The organism is Luteimonas sp. e5, from assembly GCF_054031035.1.
On sequence record NZ_JBSTRX010000001.1, the window covers coordinates 79,040 to 94,606 of the forward strand.

Below are 15,567 nucleotides of genomic sequence, written 5' to 3' on the forward strand. Positions count from 1 at the left end.
CATGTCCAAACGTCGCGTCGTCATCACCGGTCTTGGCATCCTCTCGCCGCTCGGCAATGACCTGCAAAGCACCTGGGAGGGCATCAAGGCCGGCCGCTCCGGCATCGGTCCGATCACCCATTTCGACACCGAGGGTTACGCCACCCGGATTGCCGGTGAAATCCGCGATTTCGACATCGGCCAGTGGGTCAATCCCAAGGATGCCCGCAAGATGGACCCGTTCATCCACTACGGCGTGGCCGCCTCGCTGATGGCGATGGCCGATGCCGGGCTGGAGGTGACCGAGGCCAATGCCGAGCGCATCGGCGCGCTGATCGGCTCGGGCATCGGCGGCATCCTCGGCATAGAGGAAACCGCGGTCAAGCTGCACCAGGGCGGCCCGCGCAAGGTCAGCCCGTTCTACGTGCCCAGCACCATCATTAACATGCTGCCCGGCCAGCTGAGCCTGCTGACCGGCATGAAAGGCCCGAACTTCTCCGCGGTGTCGGCCTGCGCCACCTCCAACCACTCCATCGGCATGGCCATGCGCATGATCCAGCACGGCGATGCCGACGTGATGGTCGCCGGCGGTGCCGAGCGCGGCTCCTCGCCCAGCTCGATGGCCGGCTTCTGCGCGATGAAGGCTATGTCCACCCGCAACGACGACCCGGAAGGTGCGTCGCGGCCGTGGGACGTGCAGCGCGACGGCTTCGTCATGGGCGATGGCGCCGGCATCCTGGTGCTCGAGGAATACGAACACGCCAAGGCGCGTGGCGCGCGCATCTACTGCGAACTGGCCGGCTTCGGCGCCAGCTCCGACGCTTTCCACATGACCGCACCCAGCGAGAACGGCGAAGGCCCGGCGCGCTGCATGGCGGCCGCGTTCAAGGACGCCGGCATCAACCCCGAGCAGGTCGATTACCTCAACGCGCACGGCACCTCGACCCCGCTGGGCGACGTCGCCGAAACCCTGGCGATCAAGCGCGCGCTGGGCGATCACGCCTACAAGATCATGGTCAGCTCGACCAAGTCGATGACCGGCCACCTGCTGGGTGCGGCCGGTGGCGCCGAGGCGATCTTCTCGGTGATGGCGCTGCACGAGGGCATCGTGCCGCCGACCATCAACCTGGAGCAGCCCGGCGAAGGCTGCGACCTCGACTACGTGCCCAATGTGGCGCGCGAGGCGAAGGTCGATGTCGCGGTGTCCAACGGCTTCGGCTTCGGCGGCACCAACGGCACCCTGGTGTTCCGCCGCATCTGAGCCAGCGATGACCCCGGTCGAGCGCTTGCTGGAGCTGGCCGGGCATGACAGCCCGCGTTTCGTCGATGCAGCCAGCGCAGGCGCGAGGATCACGCCGCTGCGGCACCAGTTCCAGCCGGCCGCATCGACGGCTGCATTGGCATGGTTGAACGAGGCACTGAACGGCGCCTCGGATGCGTTGCTTGATCTCTATCGCAAGTGCGATGGCGCCGTATTGTTCTGCAATGTGGACGATCCGGACGAATGCCTGTTTTTCCTGCCGATCGCGATGATGGAGGCGGCCAAGGCGGAATGTCACGAGTGGCTCACGATGGGACTGGACGAGGACGACGAACCAGACGACGAGTCCGATCCCGATGAAATCCTGGGAGTGCCTTCGTTCTGGCCCGGTGCGGTGGTGTTTGCCGGTTTCGGTCATGCACCCGAACGCCTGTTCGTGGCCGTGGATGGGCCGTTTCGTGGCCAGGTGTTCTGCCATGAGCATGACGGGGCTTACACCCGGCGTGTGGCCATGAGCGTGGCCGAATTGCTGCAGATGCTGGTCGAACGGTCCGCCGAGTTCATGCGCGATCAGTATGGCGTCGGTTATTTCGACGTCGAACATTACGAAACCGCCTGAGAACGTGGGCACGCGGCGCGAACCCCTGTTGCCTGCGGTCGATCCGGCGGCGTTGCAGCGGCACGACCCGGCACGCTACCCGTTGCTGATGAGCTCCTCGGCGGCGGCACTGGATGCCTCGGCGCGCCGGCACGCGCGTTGGGACATGCTGCTCGCCGGCAATGGCGAGGGCTTCGCGCTGCATGCCGATGGCCGCGTGCGCGACCTTCAGGGCAGGGTGCTGGAAGGCGGTTTCCTCGATCGCCTGGAAAGCGAATGGCAGGCGGCGCGGCAGTCGCCCGTGCCGGACGCGGACACGGAGGTGTTGCCGTTCCGCGGCGGCTGGGCACTGTTCCTGGGTTACGAGCTGGCGGCGGAAGTCGAGCCGGTACTGCGCCTGCCTCGCGCCGAGGGCGGGCTGCCGGTGGCGATGGCGCTGCGCTGCCCCGTGGCCCTGCTGCACGAGCACGGCAGCGCGCAGGCCTGGCTGCTGCATGAGGCGGGCGGCGAAGCCTTGCGGCAGCAGGTGATGGCCGATCTCGCGGCTTTGCCGGCGCAGGCCGCGATGCCGCACTGGCAGCCACCGTCACGGGTGGAGGAGGATGCACCCGGGCAGTTCCTCGACGGCGTGCGCCGGGTGCTCGATCACCTCGCGGCAGGCGACGTGTTCCAGGTCAACCTCTCGCGCGGCTGGCAGGCGCGTTTCGAGCGGCCACTGGATGCGACGGCGCTGCACGCACGCCTGGCCCAGGCCAATCCCGCGCCATTCGCCGGCGTGTTCGCCCATGGCGACTGGGCAGTGGTCAGTGCATCGCCCGAACGCCTGGTCTCGATCCGCGACGGCGTGGTGGAAACCCGTCCGATCGCCGGCACCCGCCCGCGCATGCCGGGCGATGACGAGGCGGCGCGGGTGCGCGAACTGATCGGCCACCCCAAGGAGCGTGCCGAGCACGTGATGCTGGTCGATCTGGAGCGCAACGACCTCGGTCGCGTGTGCGCACCCGGCAGCGTCGAAGTGGACGAGCTGATGGTGGTGGAGAGCTATGCCCACGTGCACCACATCGTCAGCAACGTGCGTGGCCGCCTGCGTCGCGACACCTCCCCGATCGACGTGATCCGCGCGGTGTTTCCGGGCGGCAGCATCACCGGCGCGCCCAAGGTGCGCTGCATGCAGATCATCGCCGAACTGGAGGGCACCGGGCGTGGCGCCTACACCGGCGCCATCGGCTGGCTGGGCCGCGATGGCGACATGGATCTCAACATCCTCATCCGCAGCGCGGAAGTCGAGGGCGATCGGCTGCGCTTCAGGGCCGGCGCCGGCATCGTCATCGACTCCGATCCCGGGCGCGAGCTGGCCGAAACCCGGGCCAAGGCACGCGGCATGCTGCGCGCGCTGGGGGTGGAGGGATGAGCCGGCGCCTGTTCCTCGGCACGGACGAGGTGGCCACGGTCGCCGCCGATGACCGCGGTCTGGCCTATGGCGAGTCGCTGTTCGAAACCATGCGCGCGCACCGTGGCGAGTTGCCGTGGTGGCCGATGCACATGGCGCGGCTGGCGCACGGCGCGCAGCGCCTGTCATTGCCCCTGCCGCCGCTGTCGCGGATGCATGAGGAAGCCCGGCGCCTGCTCGGCGGCGACGATGCGCTGCTCAAGCTGCAACTGACCCGCGGAGGCGGTGCCCACGGCTATGCCGGCGACCCCGGGGCCGTGCCGTTCTGGATCCTTTCGCGGCATCCCCTGCCGCTGTCGCCAGAGGTGCTGGACGTGGTCTGGTGCCGGACGCGGCTGGCGGCGCAGCCACTGCTGGCCGGACTCAAGCATGGCAACCGCCTGGAGCAGGTGCTCGCCGCGAACGAGGTGCGCGCGGCCGGGGCCGACGAGGGCCTGATGCGTGATGCCGCCGGTCGCGTCATCGCCGCGACCGCGGCCAATCTGTTCGTGCGGCTCGACGGGCACTGGCAAACGCCGACGCTGCGCGAGTGTGGCGTCGCCGGCGTGATGCGCGGCTGGCTGCTGGAAGCAGGCGTCGCCGAGGAGGCCGAGCTGGAGCCGCAGCAGGTCGAGGCGGCCGAGGCGGTTTTCCTGTGCAACGCGGTGCGCGGTATCCTGCCCGTCCGGCGCCTGGGTGCACGCAGCTGGCCCGTCGTGCATCCCGCGGTGCGTGAGCTGCAGCAGCAGTTGGCGCAGGCCCACGCCGGTTTCGCCCCCACCACGGAGAGATCGTGAAAAACCGAGGTTGCCGCAGCGCCCTGACCACCTTCTTCCTGTTGCTGGTGTGCATCGCGCTGGCCGCGGGGGTGTTGTGGCAGCGTGGCCTGTCGTTTGCCGATACACCGATTCCGGGCATGCGCGCGGACAACAGCGTGATCGTCGAGCGCGGCGACTCGTTCCGTACCGTGCTGGGCAAGTTGCGCGCATCGGGCGTGGGCGGTGGGCATGATCTGGAATGGATGGCGCTGGCGCGCCTGACCGGCGCCGCCGGTCGCGTGCAGGTCGGCGAATACGCACTCAGGCCCGGCATCACCCCGCGCCAGCTGCTGCTCGACATGCGCGATGGCAAGGTCATCAGCTACCGCTTCACCATCATCGAGGGCTGGAACATCCGTGACCTGCGCCGTGCGCTGCGCCGCGCGCCGCATCTGCTGCACGACACCGCCGATCTCGATCTCGACGGCCTGATGCAGGCGATCGGCCATCCCGGCGAGCATCCCGAGGGCCGTTTCCTGCCCGAGACCTACCAGTACAACCGCGGCGACAGCGACACCCTGCTGCTCAAGCGCGCCTATGCGGCGATGGAAAAACAGCTGGACGACGTGTGGCAGGGGCGCGACCCCGAGCTGCCGTTCAAGACCCCGTACGAGCTGCTGATCATGGCCTCGATCGTGGAGAAGGAAACCGGGATCGACCAGGAGCGCGCGCAGATCGCCGGCGTGTTCGACCGTCGGTTGAAACTCGGCATGCGCCTGGAAACCGACCCCACCATCATCTACGGCCTTGGCGATGACTGGGATGGCCGCTTCACCTGGGCACACCTGCGCACCGACGGCCCGTACAACACCCGCACCCGCGCCGGCCTGCCGCCGACGCCGATCGCGATGCCCGGTCGCGCCTCGCTCAAGGCCACCGCGCATCCCGCGCCCGGCGATGCGCTGTTCTTCGTCGCGGTGGGCGATGGCAGCGGCCGCAGCCGCTTCGCGTCGACGTATGCCGAGCACCGCCGCAACGTGGAAGCCTATCTGGCCAACCGGCGCGCCGACGCCGCGCGCGCCGATGCCGAACCGATGCGCGGCACGGTGACGATTTCCGAGGACGAGATGCCGGCCGATGACACCTCCTCGCCGGTGCCGCAGGCAACGCCGCAGGCGCCTGCGCTGCCGGCCGAGCGCCCGTTGCCGCCGGCGCGATGAGCGGGCTCGAGATCCAGCCGCGCCTGATCAGCATCGAAGGCGGCGAAGGCGCGGGCAAGAGCACGGTGATCGGTGCGCTGCGCGAGGCGCTGGAAGCCGCGGGCGAGCGCGTGCTGTGCAGCCGTGAGCCGGGCGGCACGCCGCTGGCGGAAAAGATCCGTGCCCTGCTGCTCGACCCGGGGCATGAGCCGGCGCGGGCCGAAACCGAATTGCTGCTGATGTTCGCCGCGCGTGCCCAACATGTGGGCGAAACGTTGCTGCCGGCATTGCGTGAGGGCAGCTGGGTGCTGTGCGACCGTTTCACCGATTCCAGCCACGCCTACCAGGGTGCGGGCCGCGGCGTGGACGCGACGCTGATCGAGCGCCTCGAGCGCGACTTCGTCGGCATCCGTCCCGGACTGACCTTCCTGCTCGACCTGGATGTCGCCACCGGCCGCGAGCGCACCCGCCGCCGCGGCGGCGCACCCGATCGCATCGAGCGCGAGCGCGATGGCTTCTTCCAGCGCGTGCGCCAGGGCTTCCTCGCGCGTGCCGCGGCCGAGCCGCAACGCTTCCGCGTGCTCGATGCCAGCCGGCCCGCCGAGGTGGTGGCCGCCGACGCCGTGGCCGCGCTGGCGGCCTATCGCGCATGAACCCGCTCGCGCCCTGGCAGCAGCGGGTCTACGTCAAGGCCGCCGAGGCACTGGATGCAGGCCGCCTGCCGCATGCGCTGCTCTTTGCCGGTCCCGCGCGCCTGGGCAAGCGCGAAGTGGCCGAGCGCCTGGCGCGGCGCGCGCTGTGCCTGCAACCCGGTGCCGATGGCGAGGCCTGCGCGGACTGCCGTGCCTGTCGCCTGTTCGATACCCGGCACCAGCTTGACCCGCCGGAACTGGCGCCCGATGGCAGCCTCGCGCATCCGTGGGGGCATCCGGCGCATCCGGACGCGCGCTTCATCGGCTACGGCTGGAACGACAAGGTGCGACCGCCGCGCATGCGTCAGGAAATCGTCATCGAGCAGATCCGCCTGATGTCGGAGAAGCTCGCGCTGAGCGCGCAATATGGCGAGCGCCAGGTGGCGCTGATCGATCCGGCCGACCGCATCAACCATGCCGCCTGCAACGCGTTGCTGAAAACCCTCGAGGAACCACAGCGCGGGCGCTTCCTGTGGCTCGTCAGCGCGCGTCCGGCGCGGCTGCCGGCGACCATCCGCAGCCGCACCCAGGTGCTCGAGTTCCGCCTGCCGCCGCGTACCGAGGCGCTGGACTGGCTGGCCGCGCAGGGCCATGCCACGGTGCAGGCAGGCGAAGCGCTGACCCTGGCGCGTGGTCATCCCGGCCTTGCCGACCAGTGGTTGCGCGAGGGTGCGCTGACGCTGCGCAAGGAAGTGGCCGAGGACCTGCAGCGGCTGGCCCGCGATCGCGCGCAGGCCGCCGCCATCGCCGAGCGCTGGAGCGCGGATGCACAGGCCGCGCTGCGCCTGCGCTTCGCCGCCGACATCGCCGCCGGGCAAGCGCGCGGCAGCGACGACCCGCAGCGCATGCGCGCGCTGGCGCACTGGTTCGATCAGGCCAATCGCTGCCACCAGCTGTTGTCCAGCACCGTGCGCAGCGACCTGCTGTTGCTCGACCTGCTGCTGGCATGGCCGGCCGCCTGAGTGTCGAGCGGCGCAAACATGCGGGTAGCGCCCACGACATGCGTGCAGGCGCTATCCTGAGCGACGGGCAACAACGGAAACCGGCATGAACGCGATCGTCGGCAGGATGCGGCAAAGCATCCTCAACGTCGAATTGAAGGACGAGAACGCGCTCTACGCAGCGTGGATGCCATTCGTCAAGAATGGCGGCCTGTTCGCCGCCTGCAACAGCCGACCGCCTCTGGGGCAGGAGGTGTTCATGATGGTCACGTTGCCGGATTCATCGGAAAAGCTGGCGGTCTCCGGCACGGTCTGCTGGGTGACCCCGGCCGGTGCACAGGGCAACCGGCCGGCGGGCGTCGGTGTGCAGTTCAGCACCACGCCACAGGGTGTGGAATTGAAGAACCGCATCGAAACCCTGCTTGCCGGCCGTCTGGAAAGCGACAAGCCCACCTCCACCATGTAAGTGCACGCGCGGCACACGCATGGCAAAACGCCGGGCATTGCCCGGCGTTTGCGTTTCCATGGGTGCCCGCTTCAATCGCGCAATGCGGGATGGTCCCAGCCCGGGCGCGGTGCGAAGCGCTCGCCGTGGCGTGCCTGCAGCGCCTGCAGGCGGGCGAGCAGCGCGTCGACGCCGGTTTCGCGGACGTACTGGATCGGGCCGCCGCGGAACGGGGCGAAGCCGGTGCCGAAGATCACCCCGCCATCGAGCAGGTCGGCATCCTCGACCACGCCTTCGGCCAGGCAGGCCACCGCCTCGTTGATCATCGGCAGGATCAGGCGGTCCTCGAGATCGTCCGCCGCGCGGTAATCGGCCGGCGCCTCGGGCTTGACCGGCTTGCCGCCTTCCCAGCGATAGATCCCCTGGCCATCCTTCTTGCCGCGCTTGCCCGGCTCGGGCGGTGCCGACAGCGCTTCGGGGATGGCGAGGCCGAGGAACGGCGCCAGCTCGGCGCCGACGCCCGCGGCCACGTCAAGGCCCACCGTGTCGATCAGCTCCACCGGCCCCATCGGCATGCCGAACGCGCGCGCGGCCTTGTCCAGCACCGGCCCGGGCACGCCCTCGGCATAGGCGGTCATCGCCTCGAGCATGTACGGGAACAGCACGCGGTTGACCAGGAAGCCGGGGCTACCCGCGACCGGCACCGGCAGCTTGCCCAGCTGCTTGCAGAACGCGGCCAGGCGCTGCTCGGTCGCCGCGGCCATGCGTGGATGGCGGATGATCTCGACCAGCGGCATCGCCGCCACCGGGTTGAAGTAGTGCAGGCCGGCGAAGCGTTCCGGGTGCTGCAACTGCTCGCCCAGCTCCTGCAGCGGAATCGACGAGGTATTGCTGGTGAGCAGGGCATCGGCGTGCATGCGCGGCTCCAGCGTGGCGTACAGCTCGCGCTTGGCATCGGCGTTCTCGATGATCGCTTCGATCACCAGATCGGCCGCCGCGACGCCATCTCCGGCCAGGTCGCCCTTGAGCCGGGCCGCGGTTTCGCCGCGCCGCGGCTCGTCCTTGATGCGCTTGGCGAACAGCGCGTCGGCGCGTTCGAGCGCGGCGTCGATGTAGCCCTGTTCGCGGTCCTGCAAGGTGACCTCGAGCCCCTTGTACGCGGCCCACGCGGCGATGTCGCCGCCCATCACCCCGGCGCCGACCACGTGCACCCTGGCGATGCCGGAGTCCCCCGCGCCCAGCGCCTTCATCCGCTCCTGCAGGAAATACACCCGGATCAGGTTGCGTGCGGTCGGCGTGGAGGCCAGCTTGACCACCGCGCGGCGTTCGCCGGCGAGTCGGCCGGCGGTGCTGCCGGCGCCCTTGCGCCAGCTTTCGATCAGCGCATAGGGCGCCGGATAGTGCGCCTTGGGCGCCTTCTTCGCCACCTGCTTGACGAGCATCGGCGCCAGCAGCTGGCGCGCCGGCCACAAGTTGCTGGCCCAGGCCAGCGCGCGTTGCTTGAAGCTGCGCGCATGGCCACGCAGGGCCAGCTGCGCGGCGCTGTCTTCCAGGGTGGCCGGCTCCGCGGTCTGGTCGACCAGGCCCATCGCCCGCGCGGCGCGCGCGTTGACGCTGCGTCCGGTCAGCATCAGGTCGAACGCCGCGGGCGCGCCGATCAGCCGCGGCAGGCGCACGCTGCCGCCCCAGCCGGGAAAGATGCCGAGGTTCACTTCCGGCAGGCCGATGCGGGTCGAGGGGTCGGTGGAAGCCACGCGGTAATCGCAGGCCAGCGCGATTTCGGTACCGCCGCCCATGCAGAAGCCGTGGATCGCGGCGACGCTGGGGCAGGGCAGGCGGGCGAGCTTTTCGAACACGTTCTGGCCGCGGCGGATCGCATCATCCACCGTGCCCATGCGGTCGAATTCGGCGAACTCCTTGATGTCGGCGCCGGCGATGAAGCCACTGGCCTTGGCAGATGCGACGATCAACGCCTTGGGCGGCTCCAGCGCGAGGCGCTCGATGATCGCATCCAGTTCGATCAGCGCGGCCTGCGAGAACGCATTGACCGATTCACCCTCGCGATCGAAGGCCAGCACCAACACACTGTCCTCGCGCATCCGGGTGCGCCAGTGGCGCGGCTTCAAGCCGTCGAGATGGGGCGTCATGGGCGGTACATCCGTTACGGTATGGATGCCCGTATCATCGGTTGCAGGTTCGCGGGGCGTCAAATCACCGCGCGGCGGGCGGGAACTTCCGCCCCCGCTTTGCGGTCACAGCCTCAGGTTTGACGCGACATCCCGTGCATGAGGCAAGGAGCCGCGGCCCGCATGGCCGATACCCCGATCGACAATCCGCAGGACCCGGGCGAACTGCTCGATGCCGAACTGGTGCGTCGTGCCCAGCAGGGCGAGTCGGCCGCGTTCGATGTGCTGGTGCGGCGTTACCAGCACCGCATCGTCGCGCTGGTTGCGCGCTACGTCGGCGACTGGTCGGAGGCGCAGGACGTGGCGCAGGATGCCTTCGTGCGCGCTTGGCGCTCGTTGCACGGTTTTCGCGGCGAGGCGCAGTTCTACACCTGGCTGCACCGCATTGCGGTGAATACCGCGAAGAACCACCTGGTGGCGATGAAGCGACGCCCGCCCGGCGCCGACATCGAAGCGATGGACGCCGAGCAATCCAGCGCCACGCAGATGCGCGAAACCGCGACCCCCGAGCGCGAGTTGCAGCGGCACCAGGTGGAGCAGGCGGTGCTGCGCGCATTGGCCGCATTGCCGGAGGAACTGGGCACCGCGCTGCGCCTGCGCGAAATGGAAGGACTCAGCTACGAGGAAATCGCCACCCACATGGGCTGCCCGATCGGCACCGTGCGCTCGCGCATTTTCCGCGCACGCGAGGCCATCGACCGCGAGCTGCGGCCCTTGCTGGACTCCGACGCCACTGCACGTGAACGAGGACGGGCATGAATCAGGAAACCCATCGACAACAGCTTTCCGCGCTGCTTGATGGCGCACTGGACACCGAGCGCACGCGCTTCCTGCTGCGCCGGCTGGAGCACGACGGCGAGCTTGCGGCGCGCCTGGAGTGCTGGCAGTTGGCCGGCGATGCATTGCGCGGACAGGTCGAGGGCCTCGCCGCGCCGGGCTTCGCCGACGCGGTGGCCGCGCGCATCAGCGGCCAGCCGCCGATGCCGGCCGATGCTTTCGACGACTTCGGCGACAGCCGCACCGATACGGTCGATGCCATGCCGGGCGCGACGGCGCCACGCCGGGCGGTGGCCGCGCATCGCCTGGGCTGGTTCGGTGGCGGGGCGCTCGCCGCCTCGGTCGTGATCGCCGCGCTGCTGGCCTGGCGCCTGCCGCTGATGCTGGCCACGCCCGCCCCGGAGCTGGCGACGGCCGCCGATGCCGGCGAGACCTCGTTGCCGCCACTGCAGGCGACCACGCCGGTGCCGGTCGCGTCGGCCGAAGCGGACATGACCGACACCGGCGATGAAGCGCCCGCGCGCGTGATCGCCGCGGCAGCGCCGGCACCGGTTCGCAGCACGGGCCGGGCCACGCGGGTGCAGGCCGCTGCCAGCCGCCGGGTCGCAGCGCGTGCGCCGCTGCAGGCCGCCGAGCCGGCGGTGGCCGAGCCCACGACGGTGCAGGTGGCCACGGCAGGACCGCCGGTTCGGCTGGTCGCGGATGCCGAGGCGAAGGCCCCCGCGCCGGCAGTGGAAGCCGACCCTTTCCTGCCGGCCGATGCCCAGGCGCCGGCCCGGCCCTGGCCACGCGCACTGTTCCCCGGCAGCGGCAGCGGTGCGTTCAACGCCAGCCTGCGCGGCGCTGATTCCAGCGATCCGTTCGCGCCGCGCGAAGCCATCGTCGACCCCTGAGCGTCGCCTTTCCATCCCGTGTCTCCCTTCTTTCATCGAGCCTGATTGCATGAAGACCCTGTTGCGCCCCCTGCTTGTCGTTCCATTCATGGCGCTGGCCACCAGTGCCTGCGCGCAGTCGCAGAACCCGCCCCCGGCTTCCGCCTCGGCGCCGATCGCACAGCCGGTGGCGCCGGCCGCACGCGGCCCGGAGCTGGTCAGCGGGCTGCCCGACTTCACCCGTCTGGTCGAGCGCGTGGGCCCGGGTGTGGTCAGCGTCGAGGCGCGCATCGTGCCGCGCCAGGCCAGCCAGGTGCAGATGGATGACCCGATGGCGGAAATCTTCCGTCGCTTCGGCTTCCCCATGCCCGGCATGCCCGGTCCGCGCGGCCCCGCGCCGCAGGCGCCGCGTGGCCTGTCGATGGGCACCGGCTTCCTGATCTCCGCCGATGGCTACGTGCTCACCAACCAGCACGTGGTGGCCAATGCCGAAGAAGTCACCGTGCGCCTGGGCGACCGCCGCGAATTCAAGGCCCGCGTGGTCGGCAGTGACGCGCAGTCGGACGTGGCCCTGCTCAAGGTCGAAGGCGCGGGCCTGCCGGCGCTGCCGCTGGGCCGTTCCGACGAGGTGCGCCCCGGGCAGTGGGTGGTGGCGATCGGCTCGCCATACGGGCTCGAGCACTCGGTCAGCGCCGGCATCGTCAGCGCCACCGGGCGCTCCACCGGCGGCCAGCAGTACGTGCCCTTCATCCAGACCGACGTCGCCATCAACCGCGGCAATTCCGGCGGCCCGCTGCTGAACACGCGCGGCGAGGTGGTCGGCATCAACTCGCAGATCCTGAGCGCTTCGGGCGGCTTCCAGGGCATCAGCTTCGCCATTCCGATCGATACCGCGATGGCCGCCGCCGAGCAGCTCAAGAGCGGCGGCCAGGTGCGCCGCGGCATGCTCGGGGTCAACATGCAGCCGCTGGAAAGCGGCATCGCCAGTGCGATGCGCCTGCCCGACAACCGCGGTGCGCTGGTCAGCGACGTGCAGGCGGGCAGCGGCGCGGAGAAGGCCGGCCTGCGTCCGGGCGACGTGATCCGCCGCTTCAACGGTCAGGTGATCAATGAAGTCAGCGACCTGCCGCCGCTGGTCGGCGCATTGGCGCCGGGACAGAAGGTCACGCTGGGTGTGTGGCGCGATGGCCGCGAACGCGACATCGAGGTGGTGCTGGGCGAGGCGCCGGGCGCCGACCAGGCGCGCTTCGGCCAACGTGGTGGCGCCATGCCGGCCCCGTCCGCGCCGGCTGCCAGCGCCAGCGGCAAGCTCGGCCTGCGCATCGCCGAACTCGATGCCAACGACCGCCGCAGCCTGCAGCTTGGCGCTGGCGAGGGTGTCGGCGTGGTCGGGGTGGAATCGCGTGCCGCGCGCGAAGCCGGGATCAGCCCGGGTTCGGTGATCCTCTCGGTGGATCAAAAGCCGGTCGGCAGCGCACGTGATCTGCAGTCGGCGCTGGCCCAGGCCAAGCCGGGCGACACCGTGATGCTGCGCCTGGCCGGCATCCCCGGGCGCAGCGCGCCACGTTTTGTCGCGCTGAAGATTGCCGAATGAGCCTCCCGGCGCGGCGTGCCGCGGAAGCCGCACGCCGCGCCGGTGGTCACATGCGATAATGACGGGCTGAATTCAAAGGGCCGCCTGGGCGGCAGACTGCCGCCGATGTCGTCCGAAACTCCCGCCGCGATGCGGAACATCCGCAACTTCTCCATCATCGCCCACGTCGACCACGGCAAGTCGACGCTGGCCGACCGCATCATCCACCTGTGCGGCGGCCTGACCGAGCGCGAGATGGAAGCGCAGGTGCTGGACAACAACCCGATCGAGCGCGAGCGCGGCATCACCATCAAGTCGCATTCGGTATCGCTGCCGTACACCGCGCTGGACGGGCAGACCTATTACCTGAACTTCATCGACACCCCCGGCCACGTCGATTTCAGCTACGAAGTCAGCCGCTCGCTGGCTGCCTGCGAAGGCGCGCTGCTGGTGGTGGACGCGGCTCAGGGCGTGGAGGCGCAATCGGTCGCCAACTGCTACACCGCGGTGGAGCAGGGCCTGGAAGTGATCCCGGTGATCAACAAGATCGACCTGCCGACCGCCGACGTGGATCGTGCCAAGGAGGAGATCGAGGCTGTCATCGGCATCGATGCCTCCGACGCGGTGCCGATCAGCGCCAAGACCGGCCTCAACGTGCGCGACGTGCTGGAAGCCATCGTGCAGCGCATCCCGCCGCCGGCTCCGCGCGATACCGACAAGCTGCAGGCGCTGATCATCGACTCGTGGTTCGACAATTACCTCGGCGTGGTTTCGCTGGTGCGCATCATGCAGGGCGAGATCAAGCCCGGTGACAAGCTGCTGGTGATGAGCACCGGCCGCACCCACCAGGTCGATGCGGTCGGCGTGTTCACGCCCAAGCGCAAGCCGCTGCAGGCGCTGAAGGCCGGCGAGGTGGGCTGGGTGACGGCCAGCATCAAGGACGTGCACGGTGCGCCGGTCGGCGACACCCTGACCTTGGCCGCCGATCCGGCCGCCGACGCGCTGCCGGGCTTCCAGGAAATGCAGCCGCGGGTGTTCTCCGGCCTGTTCCCGGTCGATGCCGAGGACTACCCGGATCTGCGCGAGGCGCTGGACAAGCTGCGCCTGAACGATGCCGCGCTGCGCTTCGAGCCGGAAAGCTCCGAGGCGATGGGCTTCGGCTTCCGCTGCGGCTTCCTGGGCATGCTGCACATGGAAATCGTGCAGGAGCGGCTGGAGCGCGAGTACGACCTCAACCTGATCACCACCGCGCCGACGGTGATCTACGAAGTGCTCAAGACCGATGGCAGCGTGGTGCCGCTGGACAACCCGGCCAAGCTGCCGCCGGTCAACCAGATCGACGAGGTGCGCGAGCCGATCATCCGCGCCAACATCCTGACCCCGCCGGACTATGTCGGCGCGGTGATCAAGCTGTGCGAGGAAAAACGCGGCACCCAGATCGGCATCACCTACATGGGCAGCCAGGTGCAGATCAGCTACGAGCTGCCGATGGGCGAAGTGGTGCTGGACTTCTTCGACAAGCTCAAGTCGGTCAGCCGCGGCTATGCCTCGCTGGACTACCACTTCGTGCGTTTCGATGCCGGCCCGTTCGTGCGCGTGGACACGTTGATCAACGGCGACAAGGTCGATGCGCTGTCGATCATCTGCCACCGCAGCCATGCCGACCGCCGCGGCCGCGAACTGACCGAGAAGATGCGCGAGCTGATCCCGCGGCAGATGTTCGATGTCGCCATCCAGGCCGCGATCGGCAGCCAGATCATCGCCCGCACCACGGTCAAGGCACTGCGCAAGAACGTGCTGGCCAAGTGCTACGGCGGCGACGCCAGCCGCAAGAAGAAGCTGCTGGAAAAGCAGAAGGAAGGCAAGAAGCGGATGAAGCAGGTCGGCCGCGTGGAAATCCCGCAGGAGGCCTTCCTCGCGGTGTTGCAGGTGGACAACAAATAACCGCCGGCCACCATGCCGAGCCGGGCCTGGCACTCGTGCCAGGCTGCGCGCAGGCATGGTCGCCGGCTTCCAAGGAGCCCTCATGCGCTGGTTCGAAATCACCCTCGTCACCCTGACCCTGGTCGCCGGCCTGTTGTGGGCCGCTGATCGGCTGTTCCTGCGCAAGCGGCGCGCCGAAGGCGGCCTGCTCGAGGCCGAGCACCTGCCCTGGTACATCGACTACGCCAATGCGTTCTTTCCGATCCTGCTGGCGATCCTGATCCTGCGCAGCTTCATCGCCGAGCCGTTCCGCATCCCCAGCGGTTCGATGATCCCGACCCTGCAGATCGGCGATTTCATCCTGGTCAACAAGTTCGCCTACGGCCTGCGCCTGCCGGTGACCAACACCAAGGTGCTGGCGCTGGGCGAACCCAAGCGTGGCGAAGTGGTGGTGTTCAAGTTCCCCGGGCGCGGTGCGGATGATCCGATCACCGGGCAGGATTTCGTCAAGCGCGTGGTGGGCTTGCCCGGCGACACGGTGGGCTACCACCGCGGCGTGCTGACCATCAACGGCGAGCCGGTGCGTTACGAAGCGCAACGCCAGGTGCCGATCGCGGTGGCCGATGGCGGTTTCGAACTGCCCGGCGTGCTCGCCACCGAGATGCTCGGCGAGCATCCGCACCAGGTGCAGAACTTCCTGCAGAGCATCGAAGCCGGCGCGCGCGGCGATGGTGAGTTCGTGGTGCCGTCCGGGCATTACCTGGTGATGGGCGACAACCGCGACAACAGTGACGATGGCCGTTTCTGGGGCATGCTGCCGGAAAGCCAGTTGCGCGGGAAGGCATTCCTGGTATGGATGAACTTCAAGGATTTCTCGCGCATCGGCCAACGCATCCCGTAAGCTGGGCGCCGGCGGCCGGGACGCCGCGTCTTT

The 15,567-nt window shown here is 69.3% G+C and carries 14 protein-coding genes; 13 read left to right on the forward strand and 1 reads right to left on the reverse strand.

Features of this window, described 5'->3' with window-relative positions; all coding sequences use genetic code 11:
- Position 1: 1 nt before the first annotated feature.
- From fabF to ACW11F_RS00450, 8 genes are all read left to right on the forward strand, one after another.
- Positions 2 to 1,240, forward strand: coding sequence for a beta-ketoacyl-ACP synthase II (gene fabF / locus ACW11F_RS00415; RefSeq protein WP_456994787.1), 1,239 nt, complete (start codon positions 2 to 4; stop codon positions 1,238 to 1,240).
- A gap of 7 nt (positions 1,241 to 1,247) precedes the next feature.
- Positions 1,248 to 1,859 (forward strand): hypothetical protein, encoded by a 612-nt coding sequence (locus ACW11F_RS00420; RefSeq protein WP_456994789.1) that lies wholly within the window; start codon positions 1,248 to 1,250, stop codon positions 1,857 to 1,859.
- Between the two features lie 4 nt (positions 1,860 to 1,863).
- Positions 1,864 to 3,249: an aminodeoxychorismate synthase component I gene (locus tag ACW11F_RS00425; RefSeq protein ID WP_456994791.1), complete on the forward strand. Its 1,386-nt coding sequence runs from the start codon at positions 1,864 to 1,866 to the stop codon at positions 3,247 to 3,249.
- On the forward strand, positions 3,246 to 4,064 hold the full coding sequence (gene pabC / locus ACW11F_RS00430) for an aminodeoxychorismate lyase (protein WP_456994793.1): 819 nt from the start codon (positions 3,246 to 3,248) through the stop codon (positions 4,062 to 4,064). Before ACW11F_RS00425 ends, pabC begins: the two co-directional genes overlap by 4 nt.
- Positions 4,058 to 5,245, forward strand: a complete 1,188-nt coding sequence (gene mltG / locus ACW11F_RS00435; RefSeq protein WP_456995847.1) for an endolytic transglycosylase MltG — start codon at positions 4,058 to 4,060, stop codon at positions 5,243 to 5,245. Before pabC ends, mltG begins: the two co-directional genes overlap by 7 nt.
- Positions 5,242 to 5,877 carry a dTMP kinase gene (gene tmk, locus ACW11F_RS00440; protein WP_456994795.1) on the forward strand — a complete coding sequence of 212 codons (636 nt, stop codon included), beginning with the start codon at positions 5,242 to 5,244 and terminating at the stop codon, positions 5,875 to 5,877. Before mltG ends, tmk begins: the two co-directional genes overlap by 4 nt.
- Positions 5,874 to 6,878, forward strand: coding sequence for a DNA polymerase III subunit delta' (locus ACW11F_RS00445; protein WP_456994797.1), 1,005 nt, complete (start codon positions 5,874 to 5,876; stop codon positions 6,876 to 6,878). The genes tmk and ACW11F_RS00445 overlap by 4 nt, the downstream gene beginning before the upstream one ends.
- An 85-nt stretch (positions 6,879 to 6,963) precedes the next feature.
- Positions 6,964 to 7,323 (forward strand): PilZ domain-containing protein, encoded by a 360-nt coding sequence (locus ACW11F_RS00450; protein ID WP_456994799.1) that lies wholly within the window; start codon positions 6,964 to 6,966, stop codon positions 7,321 to 7,323.
- A 71-nt stretch (positions 7,324 to 7,394) separates the two neighbouring features.
- Here the strand turns inward: ACW11F_RS00450 and ACW11F_RS00455 are convergent, their stop codons facing one another.
- Positions 7,395 to 9,449, reverse strand: coding sequence for a 3-hydroxyacyl-CoA dehydrogenase NAD-binding domain-containing protein (locus tag ACW11F_RS00455; RefSeq protein WP_456994801.1), 2,055 nt, complete (start codon positions 9,447 to 9,449; stop codon positions 7,395 to 7,397).
- Positions 9,450 to 9,611: 162 nt separating this feature from the next.
- On the opposite strand from ACW11F_RS00455, the gene rpoE reads away from it, so the two are divergent.
- The 5 genes from rpoE to lepB all read left to right on the forward strand — a co-directional run bounded on the left by rpoE (position 9,612) and on the right by lepB (position 15,534).
- Entirely contained in the window at positions 9,612 to 10,247 is a 636-nt protein-coding gene (rpoE, locus tag ACW11F_RS00460) for an RNA polymerase sigma factor RpoE (RefSeq protein ID WP_456994803.1), read from the forward strand.
- Complete coding sequence (locus ACW11F_RS00465; protein WP_456994805.1) at positions 10,244 to 11,158, forward strand: RseA family anti-sigma factor; 915 nt, start codon at positions 10,244 to 10,246, stop codon at positions 11,156 to 11,158. The genes rpoE and ACW11F_RS00465 overlap by 4 nt, the downstream gene beginning before the upstream one ends.
- 49 nt (positions 11,159 to 11,207) lie before the next feature.
- Positions 11,208 to 12,731, forward strand: coding sequence for a Do family serine endopeptidase (locus ACW11F_RS00470; RefSeq protein WP_456994807.1), 1,524 nt, complete (start codon positions 11,208 to 11,210; stop codon positions 12,729 to 12,731).
- A gap of 129 nt (positions 12,732 to 12,860) precedes the next feature.
- Entirely contained in the window at positions 12,861 to 14,654 is a 1,794-nt protein-coding gene (gene lepA, locus ACW11F_RS00475) for a translation elongation factor 4 (RefSeq protein ID WP_456994809.1), read from the forward strand.
- 82 nt (positions 14,655 to 14,736) lie between these two features.
- Positions 14,737 to 15,534, forward strand: coding sequence for a signal peptidase I (gene lepB / locus ACW11F_RS00480; RefSeq protein ID WP_456994811.1), 798 nt, complete (start codon positions 14,737 to 14,739; stop codon positions 15,532 to 15,534).
- Positions 15,535 to 15,567: the final 33 nt, after the last annotated feature.